The following is a 22964-nucleotide window of genomic DNA, read 5'->3' as shown; positions in this document are numbered from 1 at the left end:
CGCGGTCAGCAGGTGCGCAGCAGACGGTCCAGCACGCGCGTGCCGAACCGCAGCGCGTCGACCGGGACGCGCTCGTCGACGCCGTGGAACATGCCCGAGAAGTCGAGGTCCGACGGCAGGCGCAGGGGCGCGAACCCGTAGCCCGTGATGCCCAGGCGCGCGAGCGACTTGTTGTCGGTGCCGCCCGACAGCGTGTACGGCAGGACCGTCGCGCCCGGGTCCTCGGCGACGAGCGCGTCGACCATGGCGTCGACGAGCGAGCCCTCGAAGGGCGTCTCCAGCGCGATGTCGTGGTGGATGCGCTCGACCTGCACGTGCTCGCCCGCGAGCGCCGCCACGGTCGCGACGAACTCGTCCTCGAACCCGGGCAGGAAGCGGCCGTCGATCGTGGCCTCGGCGCGACCGGGGATGACGTTGGCCTTGTAGCCGGCCTCGAGCTGCGTGGGGTTGGTCGTGTGCCGCAGGGTCGCGCCGACGAACCGGGACGCGGGCCCCAGGGCGGCGACGAGGCGGTCGACGGCGTCGGGGTCCTGCGGGTCGAACGGCAGCCCGGTGAGGTCGGCGACGCCCTCGAGGAGCGCGCGCACGGTGGGGGTGGGCTGCAGCGGCCACGGGTGGCGGCCGATCCGGGCGACGGCCTCCGCGAGGTGCGTGACGGCGTTGTCGTGGTTGACCTGGCTGCCGTGCCCGGCGCGGCCGTCGGCGACCAGGCGCAGCCAGGACAGGCCCTTCTCGGCGGTCTGCAGCAGGTAGGCGCGGCGGCCGTCGACGTCGACGGAGAAGCCGCCGACCTCGCTGATCGCCTCGGTGGCGCCCGCGAACAGCTCGGGGCGGTGGTCGACGGCCCAGCGGGCGCCGTAGGTGCCGCCCGCCTCCTCGTCGGCGAACATCGCGACCACGACGTCCCGCGCGGGGCGGCGGCCCTCGCGGACCATCTGCCGCACGACCGCGAGGATCATCGCGTCCATGTCCTTCATGTCGACCGCGCCGCGGCCCCACACCAGGTCGTCGGCGACGACGGCCTCGAACGGGTCGACCGTCCAGTCCTGGGCGCGCGCGGGGACGACGTCGAGGTGGCCGTGCAGCACGAGCGCGGGCCGCGTGGAGTCCTCGCCCTCGAGCCGGACCACCACGTTGGCGCGCCCGGGCGCGCTCTCGAAGAGCTCGGGGTCGAGCCCGACCTCGGTCAGCAGGTCCATGACGTGCTCGGCCGCGGCGCGCTCCCCCGGCCCGGACCCGTCGCCGTAGTTCGACGTGTCGAACCGGATGAGGTCGCGGCAGATCTGCAGCACCTCGTCCTGCGCGTCCGGGACGCCGGCCGTCCCGGTGGTCGAGGGCGTGCGGGCGGGACCGGGGGTGTCGGGCATGCCGTCCACCGTACCCGGCCCCGCCCGCCCGTCAGCGGGTGCCGCGACGGCTGCTCACGCCTCGGGCACGGCCGCCAGCAGGCCACGCCTCGCGAGCAGCGGGGTGATCTGCGGGTCGCGGCCGCGCAGGTCGCGGAACGCCTGCAGCGGGTCGATCGAGCCGCCGCGCCCGAGCAGCCGGGCCCGGAACGCGTCGCCGTTCGTGCGGAGCAGGCCGCCGTTCTCGCGGAACCACTCGACGGTGTCGGCGTCGAGCACCTCCGACCAGATGTAGGAGTAGTAGCCCGCGCTGTAGCCGGAGGCGAAGACGTGGTTGAAGTACGTCGTGCGGTACCGCGGCGGCACCGGCGGGAAGTCGACGCCCGCCGCGGCGAGCGCGGCCACCTCGAACGGCTCGACGTCCGCGACGTCCGTCGGGACCTCGTCCGGGGCGAGCCGGTACCAGGCCTGGTCGAGCAGCGCGGCGGCGAGGTACTCGGTCGTCGCGAAGCCCTCGCCGTCCTGCCGGGCGTCGAGCAGCGTCTGCACCCACTCGGCCGGCATCGGCTCACCGGTCTCGTGGTGCACCGCGAACGCCGACAGGACCTGCGGCTCCCACGCCCACATCTCGTTGACCTGCGACGGGTACTCGACGAAGTCGCGCGGCACCTCCGTGCCCGACTGCGACGGGAACCGGACGTCCGACAGCAGGCCGTGCAGCGCGTGCCCGAACTCGTGGAACAGCGTGATGACCTCGTCCCACGCGAGCAGCGTCGGCTCGCCCGCGGGCGGCTTCGGGACGTTGAGGTTGTTGACGACGACGGGCGGCTCGGCCAGCAGCGTCGACTGGTCGACGAGGTTGTTCATCCACGCACCGCCGCGCTTGGACGGGCGCGTCCAGTAGTCGGCGAGGAACAGCCCGAGGCCTGAGCCGTCGGCGTCGAACACCTCGAACACCCGCACGTCGGGGTGGTAGCCGGTCAGGTCGCGCCGCTCGGCGAACGTCAGCCCGTAGAGCCGGTTCGCCGCGCGGAACACCCCGTCGCCCAGCACGCGCTCCAGGTCGAGGTAGGGGCGCAGCCGTGCGTCGTCGAGCGAGCGGCGCTCCTGGCGGACCTGCTCGGCGTAGTAGGCCCAGTCCCAGGGCTCGAGCGTCGCGCCCGGGTGGTCGCGCTCGAGCGCCTCCGCGAGCGCCGTGGCCTCCTCGCGCGCGTTCGCGACCGCGACGGGTGCGAGGCGGCCCAGCAGGTCGGCGACCGCGTCGGCCGAGCCCGCCGTCGCGTCCTGGGCGACGTAGTCGGCGTGGTGCGCGTAGCCGAGGAGCTGCGCGCGCTCCGCCCGCAGCCGCGCGAGCCCGAGCAGCGCGGCACGCGTGTCGTGCTCACCGCCCGTCGCGCCGCGCGTCACCGACGCGCGGTAGACGCGCTCACGGACCGACCGGTCGCGCAGCAGCGCGAGGGACGGCTGCTGCGTCGGGAGCTGCAGCTCGACGAGCCACGCGCCCTCGTGGCCCCGCTCGGCCGCGGCGAGCGCGGCGGCTGCGCGCGCGTCGTCGGGCAGGCCGTCGAGCTCCGCCTCGTCGGTGAGCAGGACCGCCGCGGCGTTCGTCGCGGCGAGCAGGTTGCGCCCGAAGGTCGAGTCGAGCGCGCTGATCTCGGCGTTGATCTCGCGCAGGCGGGCCTGCGCGGTCTCGTCGAGGCGGACGCCCGCGCGGACGAACGCGGTGTGGGTGCGGTGCAGCAGCCACGCGGTGTCGTCGGGCAGGTCGAGCGCGCCGGCCGCGGCCTGGTCGACGAGCGTCTGCACGCGCGCGAACAGGCGGGCGTCGAGGTAGATCGCGTCGCGGTGCGCCGCGAGCAGCGGGGCGACCTCCTCCTCGATCGCGTCGAGGCCCGGCGTCGAGTCGCTGCTCGCCTGGTTGTAGAACGCGACCGCCGCGCGGTGCAGCAGCCGACCGGCGCGCTCGAGCGCCTCCAGCGTGTTTTCGACCGTCGGCTCCGCGGGGTCGGCCGCGATCGCCTCGACCTGCGCGCGGTGCTCCGCCATGCCCGCGAGCAGCGCGGGCCGGTAGTGCTCCTCACGGATGCGGGTGTAGTCGGGCAGGCCGTAGGGCAGCGTCGAGGGTGACGCGAACGGGTTGTCCGCGTCGAGGGGCTCGTGAGTCATGCCGGTCATCATCCCCGACGGCCCGCGGCGTCGCGCGAGGCGCGGCGGCGTCACGCGCGCGGGTCGTCGGCGCGTGCGCCGGCGCCCGCGGCGAGGAACGCGTCCTCGGCGGCGTAGTCGAAGAAGTCGCCCATGGCCTCCATGCGGACGAAGCCGGGGAACGCGTCGCGCCAGTCCCGGCGGGACGCCTCGTCGACGAGCCAGTGGACCGCCGCGGGTGCCGTGACGGCGTAGCTGCCGGGCGCGACGTAGCCCAGCTCGGACGCGGCCCTCGTCATGTCGAGCACGAGCGGGTGCGGGACCGACCACGGCGTCAGGCCGAGGTTGCCGCGCGGCGGCCCGGGGAACGTGACGGTGCGGCTCTGCGCGCCGAGGGTCGCGTCCACGACCCGGGCGATCTCGGCGACCGTCGGCGCGTCCGGGTCCGCGGCGTTGAGCACGCGGTCCCCCGGGCGCGCGGCGGCGAGCCGGACGAGCTCGGCGAGGACGGCCGTGGCGACCGTCTGGAACCGGCTCTCGCCGTCGTGGGCGAGCACGCGCACGTCGCGTCCGTCGAGCACGCGCCGCACGAACGTCCACTCCCGCGGCTGCACGCACCCGGGGCCGTGGATCGCGGCCGCGCGCAGCGCGGTCGTCGGGACGGGCGAGTGCAGCCACGCGCGCTCGAGCGCGACCTTGCCCGTCGCGTACGTGTCGCGGCCCGCGTCGACCGTCGGACGGCTCTCGTCCAGCGGGACCGGGAACGTGCCGAACCGGTCGGTCTCGAGGCCGTCGCCCGCGTCGTCCACGTACACCGCGGCGCTCGACACGACGACGGCCGAGCCGACCTGGCCCCGGTGCGCGAGCAGCGGCACCGCGTCCCGGTCGTCGTACCCGACGACGTCCACGACGACGTCGACGCCGCCGTGCAGCGCCCGCCGCACCACCTCCGGGTCGCGCCGGTCCCCCACGACGCCGTGCGCCCCCCACGCCTCCACGGTCGCTGCGTCCGCGCGCGACCCCCGGGACAGCACGCGCACCGCCCAGCCGTCCCCCACGAGCGCCGGCACGACCGCCCGGCCGACCTGCCCTGTACCGCCGATCACGAGTGCCGTCCGCATCGTCCGACCGTACGGCGCCCCGGGTGGGCGTGTCAGGGGTCGAGCCGGGGCGTCGCGGGCGCCGCCGTGGCGCGAGCCGGCGCAGGGCGCGGGCGCGTCAGCGGCGGCCCGTGACCGCCTCGAGGGGCTCCGCGCGGTAGCCGTGCGCCTGCGCCACGGCCGCGTTGACCAGCGCCCCGGCGTGCGTCGTCAGGCCGAGCGCGAGGGCCGGGTCCGTGGCGACCGCGTCGCGCCAGCCCCGGTCCGCGAGCGCCGACACGTACGGCAGCGTGACGTTCGTGAGCGCGCGCGTCGACGTCACGGGGACCGCACCGGGCATGTTCGCGACGCAGTAGAACAGCGTGTCGTGCACCCGGTAGGTCGGGTCGTCGTGCGTCGTCGGCCGGGTGTCCTCGAAGCAGCCGCCCTGGTCGACGGCCACGTCCACGAGCACCGCCCCCGCGTGCATGCGGGACACGAGGTCGTTCGAGACGAGGCGCGGCGCGCGCGCGCCGGGCACGAGGACGGCGCCGACGACGAGGTCGGCGTCGAGGAGCTCGCGCTCGAGCGTCCACGTGGAGGACGCGAGCGTGCGCACCCGGCCCCCGAAGGCGGCGTCGACCTCGCGCAGGCGCGGCATGGCGACGTCGAGGACGGTCACGTCGGCGCGCATGCCGACCGCGATCTCCGCGGCGTGCCGCCCGACGACGCCCGCACCCAGCACGACGACCTTCGCGGCGTCGACGCCCGGGACGCCGCCCAGCAGCAGGCCGCGCCCGCCCTCGTTGCGCATGAGGTGGTACGCACCGACCTGGGTCGCGAGCCGCCCCGCGACCTCCGACATGGGGGCGAGCAGGGGCAGGCTCCCGTCGGGGAGCTGGACGGTCTCGTAGGCGATCGCGGTGGTTCCGGCGGCGAGCAGCGCGTCGGTCGTGGCGCGGTCCGCGGCGAGGTGCAGGTAGGTGAACAGCACGAGACCGTCGCGCAGCCGGTGGTGCTCGGCCGGCACGGGCTCCTTGACCTTGCAGACGAGGTCCGCCTCGCCCCAGACGGTGTCCGCGTCGGCGACGAGCGTCGCTCCCGCGGCGCGGTACTCGTCGTCGGGGATCGCCGAGCCGGTCCCGGCGCCCTCCTCGACGAGCACGTCGTGGCCGGCGCGCACGAGCTGGTGCGCACCCGCGGGGGTGAGGGAGACGCGGTACTCGCGGTTCTTGAGCTCGCGTGGGACGCCGACGCGCATCGTGGTGCCGTCCTTCCGTCGGGTGCCGCCCGTGAGGTGGGGACGGCAGGCCTGTCGTGCCGTCCGGGGTGGGGGCGGCTGGGGCCAGTCTCGTCCGGGGACGGCGCAGCGGCGCGTCGGGGGCTGCGGCGGCGCGTCCCGCGCGCAGTCGCCGCGCGTGGGCCAGGGTGGCCGTGTGGTGGTGGGCGCGTGGTGACGGTGTTCCGCAAGGCACGCGCGGGGGCACCGGCGGGGTTCTTCGCGTGCGAGGCGGCGGGGCTCGCGTGGCTCCGCGACGCGGGCGGGGTGCCGGTCGTGGACGTGCTGGACGTGCACGACTCGGCCCTGACGCTCGTGCGGCTCGAGCCCGTCGCCGCGTCGCGCGAGGTGGCACGCACGTTCGGCCGGCGCCTGGCGGTGACGCACGACGCGGGTGCCGACGCGTTCGGGGCGCCGCCGCCGGGCTGGGGCCGCGACGGCTTCTTCGGGCCGCTGGACCAGCCCCTGCCGATGCCCGCGGGGGCGTTCGGGGCGTGGGGCGAGTTCCACGCGACGTGCCGGGTCGCACCCGTGACCCGCCTGCTCGTGGACGGCGGCGTCGTGGACGGCGGCGTGGCGGCCGCGCTCGACCGGCTCGCGGCGCGTCTGGCGTCGGGGGTGTTCGACGACGACGACGTCCCCGCGCGGCTGCACGGCGACCTGTGGTCCGGGAACGTCGTGTGGACCGCCGCCGGTGCGACGCTCGTCGACCCCGCCGCGCACGGCGGCCACCGGGAGACCGACCTCGCGATGCTGGCCCTGTTCGGGCTGCCGTTCCTCGACGACGTCCTCGCCGCGTACGGCGAGGTGCACCCGCTGCGACCCGGCGTCGGCCGCCGCGCGGGCCTGCACCAGGTCTACCCCGTCGCGGTGCACGCGCTGCTGTTCGGCGGCGCGTACGTCGACCGGCTGGCCGAGCTCGCGCGGCGGTGGGGGCGGTGAGCGTGCGTTGCGCGCTCCGGGTGACCGTGCGCCGCGTGGCGGGCGTGGGCGGGGACGGGTGTGCGATCCTCGGCGGACCGGCCGCGCCGACGACGGCGCGCCGCGATCGGGAGGACGGCACGTGAGCGGACCGGACGTCGCGCGCGCCGGGACGCGGTGGCGCGAGGCCGGGCCCGCGGTCGGCGCGCCCGACCCCGTGGCACCGTCGGCTCCGCGTGCCGGTGGGGCGGCCGCGTTCGGCTCGTGGTCGCCGCAGGGCGAACCGCCTCCCGTGGGCGGCCCCGAGGTGCTGCCCTGGCCGACCGCGGGGGCGCCCGAGGTGCTGGGGTCGACGTGGGCGCCCCGGCCGGTCGGCGCACCGGGTCCCGTGGTGCTGCTGCCGACGCGGCGGCGGCGTCCTCTGGCGGCCGTCGCCGCGGTCGCCGCGGTGGTCACGGCAGGTCTGGTCAGCGGTGCCGCCTGGTGGGTCGGCGAGGAGTCCGCGCGTCTCGCCCCGCCGCGCGGGCTCGAAGAGGCCGCAGCACCGCTGGGCGCCCCGCCGCCGGAGTCGGCGCTCGACGAGGGCCCGCACACGTTCAGCGCCCTGCAGCCCGACGGGGCCGGCCCGGTGACGTACAGCCCGTGCCGGCCGATCCACTACGTCGTGCGTCCCGACGGCGCTCCCCCGCAGGCCGACCTGCTGGTCCGCACCGCCGTCGAGCGGGTCTCCGCGGCGACAGGCCTGCAGTTCGTCGCCGACGGCGCGACCGACGAGGGCCCCGACCCGGACCGCAAGGCGTACCAGCCCGACCGCTACGGCCGCCGGTGGGCGCCCGTGCTGTTCACGTGGTCGGACGAGGTGGAGACCCCGGGGCTCGCCGGGGACGTCGCCGGGACCGGCGGGTCGGCGTCCGTGACCGTCGACGGGCGGGCCGTGTACGTCACCGGAGAGGTGACGTTGGACACAGCGGAGCTCGCCCCGCTGCTCGAGAGCCCCAACGGGACGGCCGTCGCGATCGGCGTCGTGACGCACGAGCTCGCCCACGTCGTCGGCCTCGGGCACGTCGACGACCCGGCCCAGCTGATGTACCCGAGCACGAACCTCGCGGTCACGGCGTTCTCGGCCGGCGACCGGGCCGGCCTGGCCGCGCTCGGCCGCGGCGCCTGCGCGCCCGACGTCTGACCCCAGCCCACCCCCGACGGCGCCCGCGGGGCCCTCGCGGCACCGGCCGCTCCCAGGTTCGCTCCCAGGAACGCGGGCTACCCTCCGGGGAGCCCACCGCACGAGGAGCCCCCCATCCGTCCCATCGTCTTCGTCCACGGCACGCGCACGTCGTCCGCGATCTGGCGTCACCAGCTGGACGCGCTGACCCGGTCCGGCCACCCGACGATCGCGCTCGACCTGCCCGGCCACGGTGCGCGCGCGCACGAGCGGTTCACGCTCGACGGCGCGATCCGCGCGATCGACGACGCCGTCGCGACGTTCGCCGTGCCGCCGCTGCTCGTCGGGCTGTCGCTCGGCGGGTACGCGAGCCTCGCGTACGCGGGCCGCCACGAGCACAAGCTCGCGGGCGTCGTGCTCGCGGGCTGCTCGACGGAGATCAAGGGCAAGCCGCTGCGCGCGTACCGCGACGCGTCCGGCGCACTGACCCGCGCGCTGCGGATCGGCGGCGGCACGTGGCACGTGGTCACCGACATGCTCACCGCGATGGCCGGGTACTCGCCGCTGACCGACCTGCGCCGCCTGCGGCTGCCCGTGTGGGTCGTCAACGGCCGCCGCGACATCCTGCGCCTCGACGAGCGCCGCTACCTCACCGCCCGCCCGGGCACGCGCCTGCACGTCGTCCGGCGCGCGGGCCACGACGTCAACTCGCACGCCCCCGTCGCGTTCAACCGCGTCCTGCTCGACGCCCTGCACGAGCTGCGCCTGCCCTCGACGCGCGCCCTGCTGCCGGCGCTCTGACGCCGGACGCGCGCCTGGCGTGCGCCGGACGCGCTCGAGGCGTGCCACGCGCAGCGCGCCGACGGGCTGACGAGTGGGGCGGCGCGCGCGGGCCGGCGTCCGCATGCCGGCGCCAGCGTGCGCATGCCGGCGCCAGCGTCCGCGTGCCGGTGTCGGCGTCCGCAACCGGTGTCGCCGTCCGCGTGCCGGTGTCGGCGCCGCGCGGCAGGATGCGGCGCATGCTGCTCGCCGACGTCGCCGCCACCTCCGCGGCCGTGGCCGCGACCCGCTCGCGCCTCGCCAAGCGTGCGCTGCTCGTCGACGTCCTGCGCCGCGCCGAGCCCGAGGACGTGCCCGTCGTCGCGCGCTACCTCGCGGGCGAGCTGCGGCAGCGGCGCACGGGCCTCGGCTGGCGCTCGCTCGCGTCCCTGCCCGGCCCCGCGGCCGGGCCGTCGCTCACCGTGGCGGCCGTCGACGCGGCCTTCGCGCACATGGCGCAGCTCGAGGGGCCCGGTTCCGCGACCGAGCGGTCCCGGCTCGCCGCCGAGCTGTTCGCCGCCGCGACGGGACCGGAGCAGGCGCTGCTGCGGGGCCTCGTGTCCGGCGAGCTGCGGCAGGGCGCGCTCGACGCGCTCCTGCTCGACGCACTCGCCGAGGCCGCCGGGGTGCCGCCCGACGCCGTCCGGCGCGCCGCGATGCTCGCCGGCGCGACGGAGCCCGTCGCCGTCGCCGCGCTCGGGGCCGCCGACCCGCAGGCGGCCCTCGAGGCGCTGGCCGCGTTCACGCTCACCGTCGGCCGGCCGGTCCGGCCCATGCTGGCGCAGTCCGCACCCGACGTCGCGACCGCGGTGGCAGGGCTCGGCGGCGGTCCCGTCGTCGTCGACACCAAGCTCGACGGGATCCGGATCCAGGTGCACCGCACCGCCGACGACGTCCGCGTCTACACGCGCAGCCTCGACGACATCACGGCCCGCGTGCCCGAGATCGTCGAGGCGGTCCGCGCGGTGCCCGCGAGCACCCTGGTCCTCGACGGCGAGGCCCTCGTCGTCGACGACACCGGCCGGCCCGTGCCGTTCCAGGACACCGCCGCGCGCAGCGCGACGAAGGACGCCGACGTCGCCGCCGCGGTGCGCCTCACGCCGTTCTTCTTCGACTGCCTGCACGTCGATGGCCGCGACCTGCTCGACTCCCCGCTCACCGAGCGTCTCGCCGTCCTCGACGCCACCGTGGGACCGGCCGCCGTGACCCGCCTCGTCACCGCCGACCCGGACGCCGCGCAGGACTGGTTCGCCCGCGTCGTCGCCGCCGGGCAGGAGGGTGTCGTCGTCAAGGCCGCGGACGCCCCCTACGAGGCGGGCCGCCGGGGTGCCGCGTGGGTCAAGGTCAAGCCGCGCCACACCCTGGACCTCGTCGTGCTCGCCGTCGAGCGCGGGTCGGGCCGCCGCAGCGGGTGGCTGTCGAACATCCACCTCGGCGCGCGCGACGGGCACGGCGGGTTCGTCATGCTCGGCAAGACGTTCAAGGGCATGACCGACGAGATGCTGGCCCAGCAGACGGAACGCTTCCGCGAGCTGGAGGTCTCCGACGACGGCTGGACCGTCACCGTCCGGCCGGAGCAGGTCGTCGAGATCGCGTTCGACGGCGTCCAGCGCTCGACGCGCTACCCGGGCGGTGTCGCGCTGCGGTTCGCGCGAGTCGTCCGCTACCGCGACGACAAGTCCGCCGCGCAGGCCGACACGATCGACGCCGTCCGCGCGCTCCACGCGCCGTAGGGCGCGTCTCGCCCCGGTGGGATGACCTCACCGTCAGCCTCCTCTCGTCCCGCGCGCCCGTGCGCGGACGGGCTCGGTGTCCGGGGCCGCCTCGGTGGGTTCCCCGGCGGAGTACGCCCCCGGTGGCCGGGACGCCGTGGTGTGCGACGACGGCGGGAGGCCGGTGCGGGTCGGGCTCCTCGCGTCGGACCGGCGCTCCCCCCCGCACTGCCGGGCCTCGGCCCGTTCCTGCCGGGTCCGCTCAGCGCGCGGCGGCTGCCGTGGTCGTGAGCAGCGCGAGGCGTGCGTCGAGGGTCCGCGGGTCCTCGGCGTACGCGAGCATCGCCTGCCACCACGCGCGCTGCACCACGGACGGCATCGCGTCGCCCGCCCCGAACCGCACGGTCGGCGCGCTCACCAGGGTGTCCGCGAGCCGTCGGGACACGACGTCGGGATAGGTCTCGGGCGGCACGCCCGTCGCCGGGTAGTCGCGCGCGAGCCGGTCCGCACCGACGACGGGCTCGAGCGGCAGCAGGGCACCGTCGTCGGCGAGGTCGTGCAGGAGGCCCGGGTTCGGCAGCACGGCGACGTCCGGCGGGTCGCCCGCGTCGAGACGTCTGGCGAGGTCCCGCGCGACGTCCTGCGCCCCGTGCCAGTCCAGCCTGTGCCCGGTGGCGTCCTCCCACCGGCCCTCGACGGTGAGGAAGGCGTCGAGCTCGGGGCCGCTCCACAGGCCCAGCACGTCGACGACTCCCCCTGGCGACTCCTGCGGCTCCGGGGACGGGGACCCGCCGCAGCCCGCGGCGGCGCAGACGGCCGCGCGCGCGAGCACGACCGTCGCCCTGCGCGCACGACCCATGGGTGCCCCCGGGAGGACGGGGCCGGGCAGCGGCGCCCGGCACGCCGCACTGTACGCGCGCGCCAGGGCGGTGCCGCGTCCGGGCGCAGGGTCGGGCCGCAGGGTCAGGGCCGCAGGGTCAGGGCGCCGGGTCAGGGCAGGGGGTCGCTCCCCCGCGGGACGACGAGGACCGGGACCGGGGAGTGCCGGACGATCTTGGCGGCGCGGGACCCCAGGAACACCGCGCGCAGCCCGCCGACGCTCGAGGACCCGGCGATGAGCACCTCGCCGGGCTCCCACGGGATGCGGTCCATGGCGTCGGCCCAGCTCGTGCCGACGGACGTCACGAGCTCGACGTCGGGGCCCAGGTCGAGGTCGCGCTGCGCGGCGGACACCTGCTCGCGCCACTGCTCGGACACCTCGGCCTCGATGTCGAGGCCGACCTCCGGCGGGTACATGGGCATGGCGCGCACCCCGAAGGACGCGACGCGCAGCCGCACGTCGATCTCGCGCGTGAGCGCCTGCGCCCAGCGCACGGGCTCGCGGCCCGACGGGGTGCCGCCGAACGCGACGGTGAGCCGGTGCACGGGGACGTCGAGCGGCCCGGCGCCCGCGACGGACACGGCCTGGTAGCCGCGCGGCGCGACGGCGACGGGCACGCGCGAGGTGTGCAGCAGGACGTCCGCGGTCGAGCCCACGACGACGTGGCCGTGCGCGCCGGCGGTCGAGGAGCCGAGGACGAGCGCGGTGGCGTCCTGCCGCTCGGCGACGTCCGCGAGCGCGCGCGGCACCGACCGGGCGCGCACGGTGACGAACTCGACCTGCATCCCGACGGCTCGCTCCGTGGCCCAGGCGCGGGCGACGTCCTGCGCGTGCGCGAGCGCGGCGTCGCTGCCGTGACGGCCGCCGTCGGGCGGGACGACGGTCGCGACGACGAGGACGAACACGCCCGAGCGCTCGGGCAGGGTCCGGGCGAGGTTGGCGCCGAGCTCGAGCGCGGCGCGCGGGTCTCCGAACGGCTGTGCGCCGACGACGATGGTCACCGGTCGTGCACCCCTTCCACGGGCAGGCCGGCCTTCACGGCGCGGTTGAGCAGCGAGTGGTGGCGTCCCCACACGAGGTAGAACGTGAGGGCGACGGCCAGCCAGAGCAGGAACCACGCGTACGTCTTCCACGGCAGGCCGGCGAGGATGTAGAGGCAGGCCGCGATCGCGAGTACGGGCGTGACGGGGTAGCCCGGGACGCGGAAGCCGCGCGGCAGGTCGGGACGCGAGCGGCGCAGGACGATGACGCCGACGGACACGACGATGAAGGCGACGAGCGTGCCGATCGAGACGAGGTCCCACAGGTCGTCGAGCGGGACGAACCCCGCGAGCAGGCCGACGACGCACGACACGATGACGGTGTTGGTGACGGGCGTGCGGGTGCGCGGGTCGACGCGGGCGAACGCACGCGGCAGGAGCCCGTCGCGCCCGATCGCGAACAGGATGCGCGTCTGGCCGTAGAGGGTCACGAGCGTCACGGAGAAGATCGAGACGACCGCGCCGGCGGACAGGACCGTGCCGGGCCAGGACTGCTGGAGCACCTCCTGCAGGAGACGGGCCAGCCCGGCCTCGGCCTGCTCGGCGTCGGCGAACCGCTCCCAGGGCTGCGCGCCGAGCGCGGCGACGGCCACCAGCAGGTAGATCGTCGTGACGATCGCGAGGGCGCCGAGGATCGCGCGCGGCATCGAGCGCTGCGGGTCGCGGACCTCGTCGCCGGCCGTGGACACGGCGTCCAGGCCGATGAAGGTGAAGAAGATCGTGCCCGCGGCGGCGGTGACCCCCGCGGCGCCGTAGGGCGCGAAGTCGGCGAACCGGTCCGCGTCGAAGGCCGTGAACGCGACGGCGACGAACAGGCCGAGGACGGCGAGCTTGACGACGACCATGACGGCGTTCGCGCGCGCGGACTCGCTCGCGCCCCGGATCAGCAGCACCGCGCACATCGCGACCAGCACGACCGCGGGGAGGTTGATCACGCCGGGGTCGGCGTCGAACGGGCCGGCGGACAGCACGTGCGGCACGGTGACGCCGAGCACGTTGTCGAGGAGCTGGTTGAGGTAGCCGCTCCACCCGACGGAGACCGCGGCGGTCGAGACGCCGTACTCGAGCAGGAGGCACGCGGCGACGCCGACGGCGACGACCTCGCCGAGGGTCGCGTACGCGTAGGAGTAGGTGGACCCGGAGACGGGCACCGCGGACGCCATCTCCGCGTACGACAGCGCCGACAGTCCCGCGGCGATGCCCGCGAGCAGGAAGGACACGAGCACCGCGGGCCCCGCGTCCGGCACGGCCTGGTGCATGACGAAGAAGACGCCGGTGCCGACCGTGGCACCGACGCCGAACATCATGAGGCTGAACGTGCCGAGCGAGCGCTGCAGGCCCTCGCTCGACTCGCGCGTCGCGCGCGTGACGGGCTTGCGCCGCCACAGCTGTGCGCGCAGCGCGTGCTGCTGGGTCGTGGTCATGCGCACCTTCCCGGTCCGGTCGGAGCCCAACGTACGGAGGGCCGGTCAGCCCGGCAACGCCGCGCGGTGGATGCTCCCACGGTTCCCGCAGGCGCGGGCGGGAACTCGGTCCCTGTCGTCGTGCCCGGGTGTGTGCCTGGCGTGGGGCGCGCGGCGAGACCCTCCGGTGGCGCGGGTCAGTCGACAGGCGGGTGCGCGTCCAGCCAGGCACGAGCGGTGCGCTTCGGCACGAGCGCGAGCCACGTCTCGGTGACGACCTCGGCGAGCTCGTCGGGCGCCAGGCGCTCCAGCCGCACGAGCACGGCCGGGTAGCCGTCGAAGTGCGGCGTCGTGAAGTACACGTCGGGCGCCGAGCCGAGCAGGACGTCCTTCGCCTCGAGGTCCGGCGTGCGCAGGCCGAGCACGTCGCCGGGCCACGCGTCGGCGCCGAGCGCCTCGTGGTCGCTGCGCCGCAGGGGGCGTTCCCAGACGAGCGACCGGCCGTGCGCGCGCCACCGGCGCGGGTCCGGCTCGGTGGTGTCGGGCAGCGCGGCGACGGCCGCGCGCACGTCCTGCCACGTCGCCATGGGCGTGGGGCTCAGCCGCGCCCGGCGCTGCGCGCGTCGAGCCGCGCGTCCACCTCGGCGATGCGGCCCCGCACGACCTGCTCGAGCGTCGCGCGGCTCGGCGGGGCGTCCGCGGTGAAGTGCGCGGTCGCGCCCGACCAGCGGACGTCGGTCACGGTGCCCGCGAGCGCCCGGGCCAGCGGCGGGCTCTGCAGGTGCAGGCTCAGGTGGTCCCGCGCGCGCGACAGGCTCACGAGCGGCCGGTCGCGGTACGTCACGCACGGCACCTGGTAGGAGATCCGCTGGTCGCCGCCCGGCACCAGCGCCAGGATCTCGTCACGGACCCGGCGCAGCGCTGCCGCGTCGGCCGCGGGCAGGGCGTCGAGGTACTCCTCGACGGTGGACGCCGGTGCGTCGCCACGGGCCATGCCCCCCACCGTAGGTCCCGCCACCGCGCCCGGACCAGGGGCTACGGTGCCCGCGTGCCGGCGTGGGACCGGCCGGAGGGTGGGGTGGTTCGGGTGCGGGTCGCGACGGTGGAGGACCTGCTGGACCTCCTGGACGGCGTGTTCGACGCGCGCGCGGACGCGACGAGCCGCGCGGCGGCTGCGCACTGGGACGAGGTCCTCGCCCGGCCGGGCCACCCGCTCGCCGTGGACGCCCCGGACGCGAGCCTCGTCTCCTGGTACGACGAGGGGGTCCTGCCGCTGCCCGACCTGCGCACCGCTCTCGACGTCGGCTGCGGTCTGGGACGCAACAGCCGCTGGCTCGCGCACGCCGGGCTCGCCGTGACCGGCGCCGACATCGCACCGGGGGCGCTCGCCCGTGCCCGGGAGCTCGGCGGGGCGGGCACCCTGCGCTACGTCGACGTGGACGTGCTGCGCGAGCCGGTGCCCGGCGGGCCGTTCGACCTCGTCTACGACTCGGGGTGCTTCCACCACCTCGCCCCGCACCGGCGCATCAGCTACCGCGCCACGCTCGCCGCGTCGCTCGCCCCCGGCGGCTACTTCGGCCTGTGCACCTTCGCGGCGGGGCGCATGGGGGCGGACGACGACGACGCGACCCTGCTGCGCGCCGGTGCGCTCGGCGAGGGCGTCGGGTACACGCTGCAGGAGCTGCAGGACGTGTTCGCCGACCTCGAGCTCGTCGCGGGCGGCCCCATGCCGCGCGCCGCGGGGAACGGGCAGGACGTGTTCTCGCACGACTTCCTCGTTGCGGCCCTCTTCCGCCGACCGGCCTGAGACGGACGCCCGCGCCGCGAGGTCAGTGCGCGAAGCGCCCGATGTCCGCGCGCAGCGTCTCCGCCATCCGCGCGAGCCCGCCCTCGTCGTGGCCCGCGGCGTCGGCGACGCCCGCCGCAGCCGTGTCGATCTCCGCGATGAGCGTCGCGACGCGCCCGATCGACGCGTCGACCGCGCGGGACGCCTCCTGCGCGTGCGCGACCTGGTCGGCGATGTCGGCGGAGGAGCTCGCGACCCGGTCCGACAGCGAGCGCACCTCGCCCGCGACGACCGCGAAGGCGCGGCCCCGGTCACCCGCCCGCGCGGCCTCGATCGTCGCGTTGAGCGCGAGCAGGCGGGTCCGTGCGGACACGTCCTGGATGAGCGTGACCGCCGCGCCGATCGTGGCCGACGCCTCACGCAGCCGGCCCACGAGCTCGACCGTGGAGGCCAGCTCGTCGACGCCCTCGCGCACTGAGTGGCGCAGGGACCCCGCGGACGCCCCGAGCTCGGTGGACGCGGCCGCGACGTGCTGCGAGACCTCCACCGCCTGCGTCCCGATCTCCGTGCGCACGCGCTCCTGCTCCTGGGCCGCCGCGGCGGCGTCGCGCATGGCGTCGCGCGCGGCGTTGATCCGGCGGGCGCCGTCCCGGTAGGCGCCCGGCATGCCCCGCTCGACGAGCGTGCGGTGGAACCGTCCCTCGGCGGCCGCCGTGAGCGCCGCGCCCGACTCACGGACGAACGCGTCGACGACGTCGAGCAGCGCGTTGAGGCCGTCCCCGAGCTCGGCGAGCGCGGGGTCGGCCAGCTCGGGCACGCGTGCCTCGAGGTCGCCCCCGGCGGCGCGGCGCAGCGTCGCCACGACGGGCGCGAGCGCGCCGCCGTCGAGCGGGACGGGCGCCGTGGCGGCGTCGCGTGCCCGCCTCACCGCAGGCCCCCGTGGCCGTTCACGACGCCCCACACCCACTCGTCGTACGTGACGCCGTCGCGCGCGAGCAGGTCCGCGAGCAGCGCCGACGACGCGTCGACGGCGGCGTTGCCGGTGCCGTGCCGGCGCTCCTCGTCGAGCAGCACGCGGTAGACGTCCTCGACCGCACGCACGGCGGCGGGAGCGGGCAGGCGCCGGTTGGAGTGGTAGCCGACGGCCGCGCCGTGCACGTCCGTCGAGGGCGTGACGTGCGCGAGCACCCAGTAGAAGGCGCCGTCGGCCGCCAGGTTCTTCACGTAGGCGAAGATCTCCTGGCCACCCTGCACGGTCTGCCACAGCGTCCGGAAGATCGCGCGCGGCATGTCGGGGTGCCGGATGAGGGAGTGCGGCCGGCCCGCGAGCTCGGCGCGCGGGTACCCGCTCACGCGGACGAACACGTCGTTGGCATAGGTGATGCGGCCCTGCAGGTCGGTCTTGGAGACGATGATCTCCTCGGCCCCGAACGTCCTCTCCTCGGCCGTCGGCGTCACAGCGATGCGCACGTCCACCCCTCGCGGTCGGTGCTGCGCGGCGCGCAACGTGCCGACCGTGCCGTGCCGGGGACGTCCGAGGAAGCGACCCGGCGCGCCGAACGGGTGACGCACCCTCCACTTCGCCCCGACCTCCCGCGACGACCGGGACCTTGGTCCCGTGCACCGCGCCGCCGCGCTGTGACGGGCGCCACGGGCCGACGTCAGGACGGCGCCGCGACCCCCGCGATCGGCTTCGTGCGGGAGCGGCCCGACGCGTCCTTGAGGACGACGTACTTGACGTCGACGTGCGGCTCGAGGGCGCTGAACTTGTCGTTGGGCGCACCGATCACCAGCTGGAAGCCGAGCCCGCGCCACGCCCCGATCGCGCGGCCCGTGAACCGCGCGTCGGCCTTGATGAGGGCCTCGTCGAGGAACACCGGCGCGTACCGGGGTCGCTCCGCGCCGGCGTCGCCGAGCTGGTAGCGCAGCGCGGCACCGACGATGAACGCGACGAGCTCCTGCGACTCGCCGCCGGACTTCTCGCCGATGTGGTCGTACAGCGCGACGTGGTTGCCCTCGAGGTCCACCTTCTCGGCGGACAGCCGCACGTGGCGGCGCACGTCGACGAGGTCGGCGAAATCCGGCGAGGTGCGGCGGATCCGGTCGATGACCTTGGCCATGCGCACGTACCGCCGCTCGCGCTCGGCGTCCGTCGCGTCCGTGGCGAGGACCTCCCGCAGGTCGCGCAGCTCCTTGCGGAAGCGGGCGACGACGGTCGACTGCGTGTCGCGCGCGTCGATCCGCAGCCGGTGGTCGTCGTCGGCGAACGGCAGGTCGGCCAGGATGTCGTTGACCGGCTGGATGCGCTCCTTGATCTCCCGCACGGACCGGCTCAGCGCGTGGTGCAGGTCGGTGAGGTCGTTGCCGGACAGCCGCAGGAGGCTCCGGCGCCAGTCGGCCTCGAGCTCGTGCAGGCCGCTCGTCTCCAGGTCGGCCAGGACGCGCGCGAAGTCGCCGTACGACTCGTCCGGGTCGGTGCCGAGGTCGGGGTCGGGCCAGCGCTCGACGAACGTCTCGAACGTGCGGCGCAGCGCGTCGCGGGCCGTGGCCACGGTCTGCTGCGCGGCGAGCCGCGCGGCCGCGAGCACCTCGCCGGCACGGGCCAGGACGCCGTCGAACTCGGCCAGCGCCGCCGCCGGCTCGCCCGCGCCGGGCACCGCGGCGTCCTGGCCGAGCAGGCCGTCGAGGTAGGTGCGCTCGCCGGCGCCGACGGTCGTGCCCGCGTCCTGCGCGTCGTCGAGCGCGCGCTGCGCCTCGTCGACCTCGTCGGTGACCGCCGACCAGCGCGCGGCGAGCGCCTCGGCGTCGCCCTTGGTGCGGCCGAGGTCCTCCGTGAGGCGCTGGATGGTCTGCTCGAGCTCGCGCGCGCGGTCCTGCAGGCGCGTGACCTCCGGGTTGCCCGACGACAGGTCGGTGACGACCTGCTCCCAGCGGGCCAGCTCGGCGTCCGCCGCGGCGACGTCGACCTGGTCCCACGAGACGTCGGCGAGCGCGCGGTGCGCCGCGAGCTGCTCCTCGTGCCGGTCGAGGTCCCGCTCGGCGTCCACGACCCGGTCCTCCGCGAGCGCGCGGCGGCGCTCGGCGCGCGCGATCTGCTCGTCGAGGTGCGCGAGCCGGCGCGTGTTGGTGAACCCGAGCAGGTTCGCGAACCCCTGCCCGCCGTGCGCGCCCTGCGTGCCCTCGGACACCTGGCCGCTGCGCGTGAGCGCCTTGGCGTGCTGAGAGAGCTCGCCCGGGGTGTCGACGCACACGTAGGAGAAGCGGCGCGACAGCTCGCTGCGCAGCCAGCCCGTGAACGGGCCGCTGCGGTAGTCGAGCCGCCCGGGCAGCGTCCGCACGTCGAGGCCGATGTCGTCGCGGATGCCCGTCGGGACGCCCTCGAACCGGATCCGGCGCGCGAGGGGCACGGCGTCGATCGCGCGCCGGAACGCGGCCAGGTGCGCGACGTCGAGCAGGATGCGCGTCGCGAACCCGCCCAGCGCGAGGTTGAACGCGTCCCGCCACGGCTCGTGCTCGGTGCGGACCTCGATGAGCTCGGCGACGAACGGCAGCTCGTCCGTGCTCAGGCCCGCCGCCTGCGCGAGCGCCGCGCGCGCGGCGTGCAGGTCGCCGGGGATGTTGTCGCGACGGCTCGCGACGGCGGCGCGCTCCGCGCGCAGCTCCGCGACGTCGGCCCCGGCCTCCTTCTTCGCCTGCATCGCGTCGAACAGCGCCTGCCGTGCCGCGGCCTTCGTGTCGGCGTCGTGCAGCGCGGCCTGCGAGCGGGCGACGAGCGCGGCGAGGTCCGCCTCGCTGCCGACGCGCACCCCCAGCGGGCGCAGGACGTCGTCGAGGCGGGCCCGGGCGCGGGCGGCGTCGTCGCGGCGGACGCGGGTCGCCGCGAGCTCGCGCTGCGCGGTCGCGAGCCGGTCGCCGCCCGAGGACCACAGCGCCTCCTTGACGCCGTCGAGCTCGGCGCGCGCGGCACTGACCCGTGCCGCGGTCTCGGCGGTGCGGCGCTGCGCCTGCTGGTGGCGGTGCTGCAGGTCCTCCTCGACGTCGCGCAGCAGGCCGAGGCGGCGCTCGTGCCGCCACAGCGCGGCGGGCGACGTGCCGTCGGCGAACGAGCCGATCCGGTCGATGACCCGCAGCCGCTCGTGCCCCGCCTCGACGGTCGCGCGCAGCTCGCGGATCGGCTCGAGCGCCTTGACCTGCTGGCGCGCGGTGATCATCTGCTCGCGCGTCCCGGTGAGCTTGTCGAACTGCTCGACGACCGCGTCGGCGGTCGCGAACGTGTCCGGCTCCTCGAGCACCATCGCCTTGTAGAGGGCGTCGACCGTCGTGATCTGCTGCCCCGCCTGGATGCGGCCGAGCAGCGCAACCGCCCGGTTGCCGTCGCCCGCGGCACCGATCCCGAGCGACGAGTGCAGCCGCGCGGTGAAGTCGCGGTCGGTGTCGAAGCACGTCAGGCCCGCGGCGGTCACGGCGGCGCGCGCGAGGCGCTGGCTCGCGGCGTGCTCGAGCTCGCGCAGGTCGAACGCGCCGTCGACGGTCGCGCGCACGGCCGTGACGTCCTCGAGCGTGCGCGCGGCCGACGGCACGTACCAGGCGCGCACCGCCGTCAGCTCGGTGCCGGACTGGTCCGTCCACGTCATCGCGATGGCCGACCACGTGTCCTGCCCGTCGCCGCGCAGCACGCGCTGGCGGGTGCCGTCCTCGGTGCGCGACTCGTCGAGCTTGCCGCGCGCGTAGGACAGCACGTTGCGCTGGTCCTTGCCGCGCGGCCGCCCGACGACCCCGCCGTTCGACGCGCCGTTGAACGGCGTCGTGTGCGGCATGAGCAGCGCGATGTAGGCGTCCATGAGCGTGGACTTGCCCGAGCCGGAGCCGCCCGACAGCAGCGTCGCGGTGGACGCCAGGCGCACCCGGTGGTGACCGTCGTAGCCGCCCCAGTTGACGAGCTGCAGGTCGCGCGCGACCCACTGCTGCCCGGTGGACGCCGCCGGGATGAGCCCGAACAGCGAGTCGACCATCGTCATCGTGCGACCTCCTCGGCGTCGGCCGTCTCGTGGTCGGCGCCCGGGCCGTCGTCGGGGCCTGCGGCGCGGCGGTCCGCCTGCTCGCGCAGCCACCCGCGCAGCTCGACGAGCCGCTCGTTGCTCAGCACGACCTCGACGAGCGGCGTCACGCGGTAGCGGCCCTCCGACTCCTCCTCGATGAGCCCTTCCTTCGCGAGCCGCGCGACCGCGCCGCGGATCTCGCGCTGCTGCCCGGCGACGTTGGTGTCGTCGGCGTCGAAGTAGGTGAGCGCGGTCTGCTCGAGCTCCTCCACGTCGACGCGCACCGACGCCTCCCCCGCGCCGCGCTCGCGCTGGTAGACGGTCCGCAGGTGCACCAGGACGAGGGTCTCGGCGCGCGAGTACGCGTCGTCGCGCAGCAGCACCGGGACGTCGAGCTCGGCGGACCGCACCTGCCTCTTGTAGGCGATGCCGCGGTCGTGGTCGACGACGAGGTGCACGAACAGGTCGTGCAGCCGCGACTCGACGACCTGCTGGTTCTCCAGGAGGGTGCGCCACTGGGCGGGGCTGCGCTCGGCGAGCAGGTAGCGGCGCTGCAGCAGCCTGACGAGCACGCGGCGCACGTCGGCGTCGAGCGTGCCCGTGTCCCCCGCGAACAGCTCGGCGGGGTCCTCCTCCATGGGCACGGGCGCGATGAAGCCGCCGCGCTCCCCCTCGTCGGCGGCCACGTCGTCGGCGGCCGTCACGTCGTCAGCCGTCACGTCGTCGGCCGTCACGTCGTCGGCCGTCACGTCGTCGGCCGTCACGTCGGCGGCCGTCACGTCGGCGGTCGTCTCAGGCATCGTCCTCGTCCTTCGTCCGTGTCGTCACGCCGCCGAAAGCGAACCGGCGGCGGGTGCCGTCCGGCCGGACCGCGTCGACGTACGCGAGCTCGCCCGTCTCGGTCATCCCGAGCTGGTCGGCGATCTCCAGCAGCCCGAGCAGGTCCACCGGCCGTCGCAGCGGCGCAGGTGCCGCCTGGAAGGCCGCCGCGACGTCGACGGGCTCGTCGGGCGCGAACGTGCGCAGGTGGTCGTGCAGCTCGGCGTAGTGCGGGCCGCCCCACGCCCGCACCTCGTGGTCGTCCGCACCGAGGTCGTCGTCGTCCCAGGCCGCCAGCGGCGCGGGCGGCTCGGGCGGTCGCAGGTCGCCCGCGGACTGCCGCAGGTGCTCGACCTCGGCGACCGGGAGGCGGCGCAGGGGCTCGACGGCCTGCCCGCGACGCGCGAGCGGCATCCACGACTGGAGGCCGGTCATGACGTCGCGCAGCAGGTCGTCGACCTGCCGGTCGCGCAGCGGGTCGTGGTTGCGGACCTGCGTCGTGATGACGTACGACGCCTCGCGCTGCGCCGTGAACACCTGGTCGAGGCCCTGCTCGATCCGCCGGCCGACCTCGCGCAGGTCGGTGCGCTGCTGCGGCGTGAGCCGGCGCGTGAAGCGGTGCCGCAGGACGAGCCCGAGCTGCGTCGAGAGCCCGTCGAGCCGGTGCGGGTCGCCGATGAGCCGCAGCGCGCCGGCGAACGCACGGCCCTCCGCGGTGGACTCCATGACGTGCTCGCCGCGCTCCAGGTACTCGCGCAGCACGTCGCCCGTGGGGCGCTCGTCCTGCCGCAGCGCGGTCACGACGTCGCGCTGCATGGCCTTGATGGACTCGGCGACGCGCGCGAAGTCGCCCGGCAGCTCACGCACGAGGTGGAGGACGTTCTCGGCCTCCTCGAGGAGCTCCTCCTCGTCGACCTCGTCGACCGTCCCGGTGCGCTCGAGCCGCTCGAGCTCCGCCTGCAGCTCGCGGACCTGCGCGTCGAGCCGTGCGACCCGGACCATCACGTCGGGGTCGGCGTCCTGCGCGAGCCGGTCGACCGCCTCCAGGAGCGTGCGGACGCGGGACTTCGACACGCGCGCGCCCGTGCCGCCCGCCCGGCCGGCGACCTCCAGCGCGCCGACGGCGTGCGCGGACAGGCGGTAGGCCTCGACGTCGTCGTCGAGCACCTGCCGCACGAGCCACCCGGCGTCCGCCCACTGGCGGCACAGGTCCCGCGCCGGACCCACGGGCAGCCCGTCCTCGTACCCGGCGGCTCGCAGCTGGTCCAGGGCGTCGCCGATCTCGGTGTGCGCGTCGGCGACGGGAACCGTGGGGCGCTCGGCGGTGAACACCGAGGACAGCAGCGCCACGACGAGCGGGGCGTGCCGCTTGTGGAGCAGGTCGAGCATCGGGTTCTGGAAGGCCCGGAGGGCGCCCAGGTACGCCCCTTCGGCACGAGTGATCATCGCCGCACAGCGTAGGTGCGCGGCGAGGCCCTCCGCGCCACCCGCCGTGCGGAGCGCGCCACCGGCGCAGTGCCGGGCGGGTGAACCC

General features: G+C 76.2%; 19 protein-coding genes. 5 read left to right on the top strand and 14 right to left on the bottom strand.

Annotated features, from left to right (window positions below):
• Positions 1 to 5: 5 nt before the first annotated feature.
• The 4 genes from CELF_RS08960 to ald all read right to left on the bottom strand — a co-directional run bounded on the left by CELF_RS08960 (position 6) and on the right by ald (position 5831).
• A complete protein-coding gene (locus CELF_RS08960) occupies positions 6 to 1367 on the bottom strand; it encodes a M20/M25/M40 family metallo-hydrolase (RefSeq protein ID WP_013770931.1) in 1362 nt (453 codons plus the stop codon).
• Positions 1368 to 1421: 54 nt separating this feature from the next.
• Positions 1422 to 3512 (bottom strand): M3 family metallopeptidase, encoded by a 2091-nt coding sequence (locus CELF_RS08955; protein WP_013770930.1) that lies wholly within the window; start codon positions 3510 to 3512, stop codon positions 1422 to 1424.
• Between the two features lie 50 nt (positions 3513 to 3562).
• Positions 3563 to 4612, bottom strand: a complete 1050-nt coding sequence (locus CELF_RS08950) for an NAD-dependent epimerase/dehydratase family protein (protein WP_013770929.1) — start codon at positions 4610 to 4612, stop codon at positions 3563 to 3565.
• A 97-nt stretch (positions 4613 to 4709) separates the two neighbouring features.
• A complete protein-coding gene (ald, locus tag CELF_RS08945) occupies positions 4710 to 5831 on the bottom strand; it encodes an alanine dehydrogenase (protein WP_013770928.1) in 1122 nt (373 codons plus the stop codon).
• Between the two features lie 189 nt (positions 5832 to 6020).
• Between ald and CELF_RS08940 the strand changes: the two genes are divergently transcribed.
• The 4 genes from CELF_RS08940 (at position 6021) to CELF_RS08925 (ending at position 10484) form a co-directional block, all read left to right on the top strand.
• On the top strand, positions 6021 to 6791 hold the full coding sequence (locus tag CELF_RS08940) for a fructosamine kinase family protein (RefSeq protein WP_013770927.1): 771 nt from the start codon (positions 6021 to 6023) through the stop codon (positions 6789 to 6791).
• A 121-nt stretch (positions 6792 to 6912) separates the two neighbouring features.
• Positions 6913 to 7953: a matrixin family metalloprotease gene (locus CELF_RS08935; RefSeq protein WP_013770926.1), complete on the top strand. Its 1041-nt coding sequence runs from the start codon at positions 6913 to 6915 to the stop codon at positions 7951 to 7953.
• Positions 7954 to 8067: 114 nt separating this feature from the next.
• Positions 8068 to 8733, top strand: coding sequence for an alpha/beta fold hydrolase (locus CELF_RS08930; RefSeq protein WP_041553401.1), 666 nt, complete (start codon positions 8068 to 8070; stop codon positions 8731 to 8733).
• Between the two features lie 218 nt (positions 8734 to 8951).
• On the top strand, positions 8952 to 10484 hold the full coding sequence (locus tag CELF_RS08925; RefSeq protein ID WP_013770925.1) for an ATP-dependent DNA ligase: 1533 nt from the start codon (positions 8952 to 8954) through the stop codon (positions 10482 to 10484).
• 241 nt (positions 10485 to 10725) lie between these two features.
• Here CELF_RS08925 and CELF_RS08920 read toward each other — a convergent pair whose 3' ends face one another.
• The 5 genes from CELF_RS08920 to CELF_RS19480 all read right to left on the bottom strand — a co-directional run bounded on the left by CELF_RS08920 (position 10726) and on the right by CELF_RS19480 (position 14780).
• A complete protein-coding gene (locus CELF_RS08920) occupies positions 10726 to 11322 on the bottom strand; it encodes a type 2 periplasmic-binding domain-containing protein (RefSeq protein WP_013770924.1) in 597 nt (198 codons plus the stop codon).
• A 131-nt stretch (positions 11323 to 11453) separates the two neighbouring features.
• Positions 11454 to 12344: a universal stress protein gene (locus tag CELF_RS20410; protein WP_013770923.1), complete on the bottom strand. Its 891-nt coding sequence runs from the start codon at positions 12342 to 12344 to the stop codon at positions 11454 to 11456.
• A complete protein-coding gene (locus CELF_RS08910) occupies positions 12341 to 13807 on the bottom strand; it encodes an APC family permease (RefSeq protein WP_013770922.1) in 1467 nt (488 codons plus the stop codon). The genes CELF_RS20410 and CELF_RS08910 overlap by 4 nt, the downstream gene beginning before the upstream one ends.
• 176 nt (positions 13808 to 13983) lie before the next feature.
• On the bottom strand, positions 13984 to 14373 hold the full coding sequence (locus CELF_RS08905) for an MmcQ/YjbR family DNA-binding protein (RefSeq protein WP_013770921.1): 390 nt from the start codon (positions 14371 to 14373) through the stop codon (positions 13984 to 13986).
• 11 nt (positions 14374 to 14384) lie between these two features.
• A complete protein-coding gene (locus CELF_RS19480; RefSeq protein WP_013770920.1) occupies positions 14385 to 14780 on the bottom strand; it encodes a DUF1801 domain-containing protein in 396 nt (131 codons plus the stop codon).
• 54 nt (positions 14781 to 14834) lie between these two features.
• On the opposite strand from CELF_RS19480, the gene CELF_RS08895 reads away from it, so the two are divergent.
• Positions 14835 to 15593, top strand: coding sequence for a class I SAM-dependent methyltransferase (locus CELF_RS08895; protein WP_197722532.1), 759 nt, complete (start codon positions 14835 to 14837; stop codon positions 15591 to 15593).
• Between the two features lie 22 nt (positions 15594 to 15615).
• On the opposite strand, the gene CELF_RS08890 is transcribed toward CELF_RS08895, so the two are convergent.
• From CELF_RS08890 to CELF_RS08870, 5 genes are all read right to left on the bottom strand, one after another.
• Positions 15616 to 16500, bottom strand: coding sequence for a methyl-accepting chemotaxis protein (locus CELF_RS08890; RefSeq protein ID WP_013770918.1), 885 nt, complete (start codon positions 16498 to 16500; stop codon positions 15616 to 15618).
• Positions 16497 to 17042, bottom strand: coding sequence for a PAS domain-containing protein (locus CELF_RS08885; protein ID WP_013770917.1), 546 nt, complete (start codon positions 17040 to 17042; stop codon positions 16497 to 16499). The genes CELF_RS08890 and CELF_RS08885 overlap by 4 nt, the downstream gene beginning before the upstream one ends.
• Before the next feature lie 191 nt (positions 17043 to 17233).
• Positions 17234 to 20590 (bottom strand): ATP-binding protein, encoded by a 3357-nt coding sequence (locus CELF_RS08880; RefSeq protein ID WP_013770916.1) that lies wholly within the window; start codon positions 20588 to 20590, stop codon positions 17234 to 17236.
• Complete coding sequence (locus CELF_RS08875) at positions 20587 to 21411, bottom strand: DUF4194 domain-containing protein (protein ID WP_013770915.1); 825 nt, start codon at positions 21409 to 21411, stop codon at positions 20587 to 20589. The genes CELF_RS08880 and CELF_RS08875 overlap by 4 nt, the downstream gene beginning before the upstream one ends.
• A complete protein-coding gene (locus tag CELF_RS08870; protein WP_013770914.1) occupies positions 21404 to 22876 on the bottom strand; it encodes a DUF3375 domain-containing protein in 1473 nt (490 codons plus the stop codon). Before CELF_RS08870 ends, CELF_RS08875 begins: the two co-directional genes overlap by 8 nt.
• Between the last annotated feature and the right edge of the window lie 88 nt (positions 22877 to 22964).

Origin of the sequence: Cellulomonas fimi ATCC 484 (assembly GCF_000212695.1) — a bacterium.
Taxonomy (GTDB): Bacteria; Actinomycetota; Actinomycetes; order Actinomycetales; family Cellulomonadaceae; genus Cellulomonas; species Cellulomonas fimi.
The sequence above is the reverse complement of the archived record's forward strand: the minus strand, read 5'-3'. Positions and strand labels throughout refer to the sequence as shown.

Excerpts from the sequence above, each read along its gene's own strand:
- CELF_RS08960 (WP_013770931.1), bottom strand. The coding sequence starts at position 1,367 with ATGCCCGACACCCCCGGTCCCGCCCGCACGCCCTCGACCACCGGGACG.
- CELF_RS08955 (WP_013770930.1), bottom strand. The coding sequence starts at position 3,512 with ATGACTCACGAGCCCCTCGACGCGGACAACCCGTTCGCGTCACCCTCG.
- CELF_RS08950 (WP_013770929.1), bottom strand. The coding sequence starts at position 4,612 with ATGCGGACGGCACTCGTGATCGGCGGTACAGGGCAGGTCGGCCGGGCG.
- ald (WP_013770928.1), bottom strand. The coding sequence starts at position 5,831 with ATGCGCGTCGGCGTCCCACGCGAGCTCAAGAACCGCGAGTACCGCGTC.
- CELF_RS08925 (WP_013770925.1), top strand. The coding sequence starts at position 8,952 with ATGCTGCTCGCCGACGTCGCCGCCACCTCCGCGGCCGTGGCCGCGACC.
- CELF_RS08920 (WP_013770924.1), bottom strand. The coding sequence starts at position 11,322 with ATGGGTCGTGCGCGCAGGGCGACGGTCGTGCTCGCGCGCGCGGCCGTC.
- CELF_RS08910 (WP_013770922.1), bottom strand. The coding sequence starts at position 13,807 with ATGACCACGACCCAGCAGCACGCGCTGCGCGCACAGCTGTGGCGGCGC.
- CELF_RS08905 (WP_013770921.1), bottom strand. The coding sequence starts at position 14,373 with ATGGCGACGTGGCAGGACGTGCGCGCGGCCGTCGCCGCGCTGCCCGAC.
- CELF_RS19480 (WP_013770920.1), bottom strand. The coding sequence starts at position 14,780 with ATGGCCCGTGGCGACGCACCGGCGTCCACCGTCGAGGAGTACCTCGAC.
- CELF_RS08880 (WP_013770916.1), bottom strand. The coding sequence starts at position 20,590 with ATGACGATGGTCGACTCGCTGTTCGGGCTCATCCCGGCGGCGTCCACC.
- CELF_RS08875 (WP_013770915.1), bottom strand. The coding sequence starts at position 21,411 with ATGCCTGAGACGACCGCCGACGTGACGGCCGCCGACGTGACGGCCGAC.
- CELF_RS08870 (WP_013770914.1), bottom strand. The coding sequence starts at position 22,876 with ATGATCACTCGTGCCGAAGGGGCGTACCTGGGCGCCCTCCGGGCCTTC.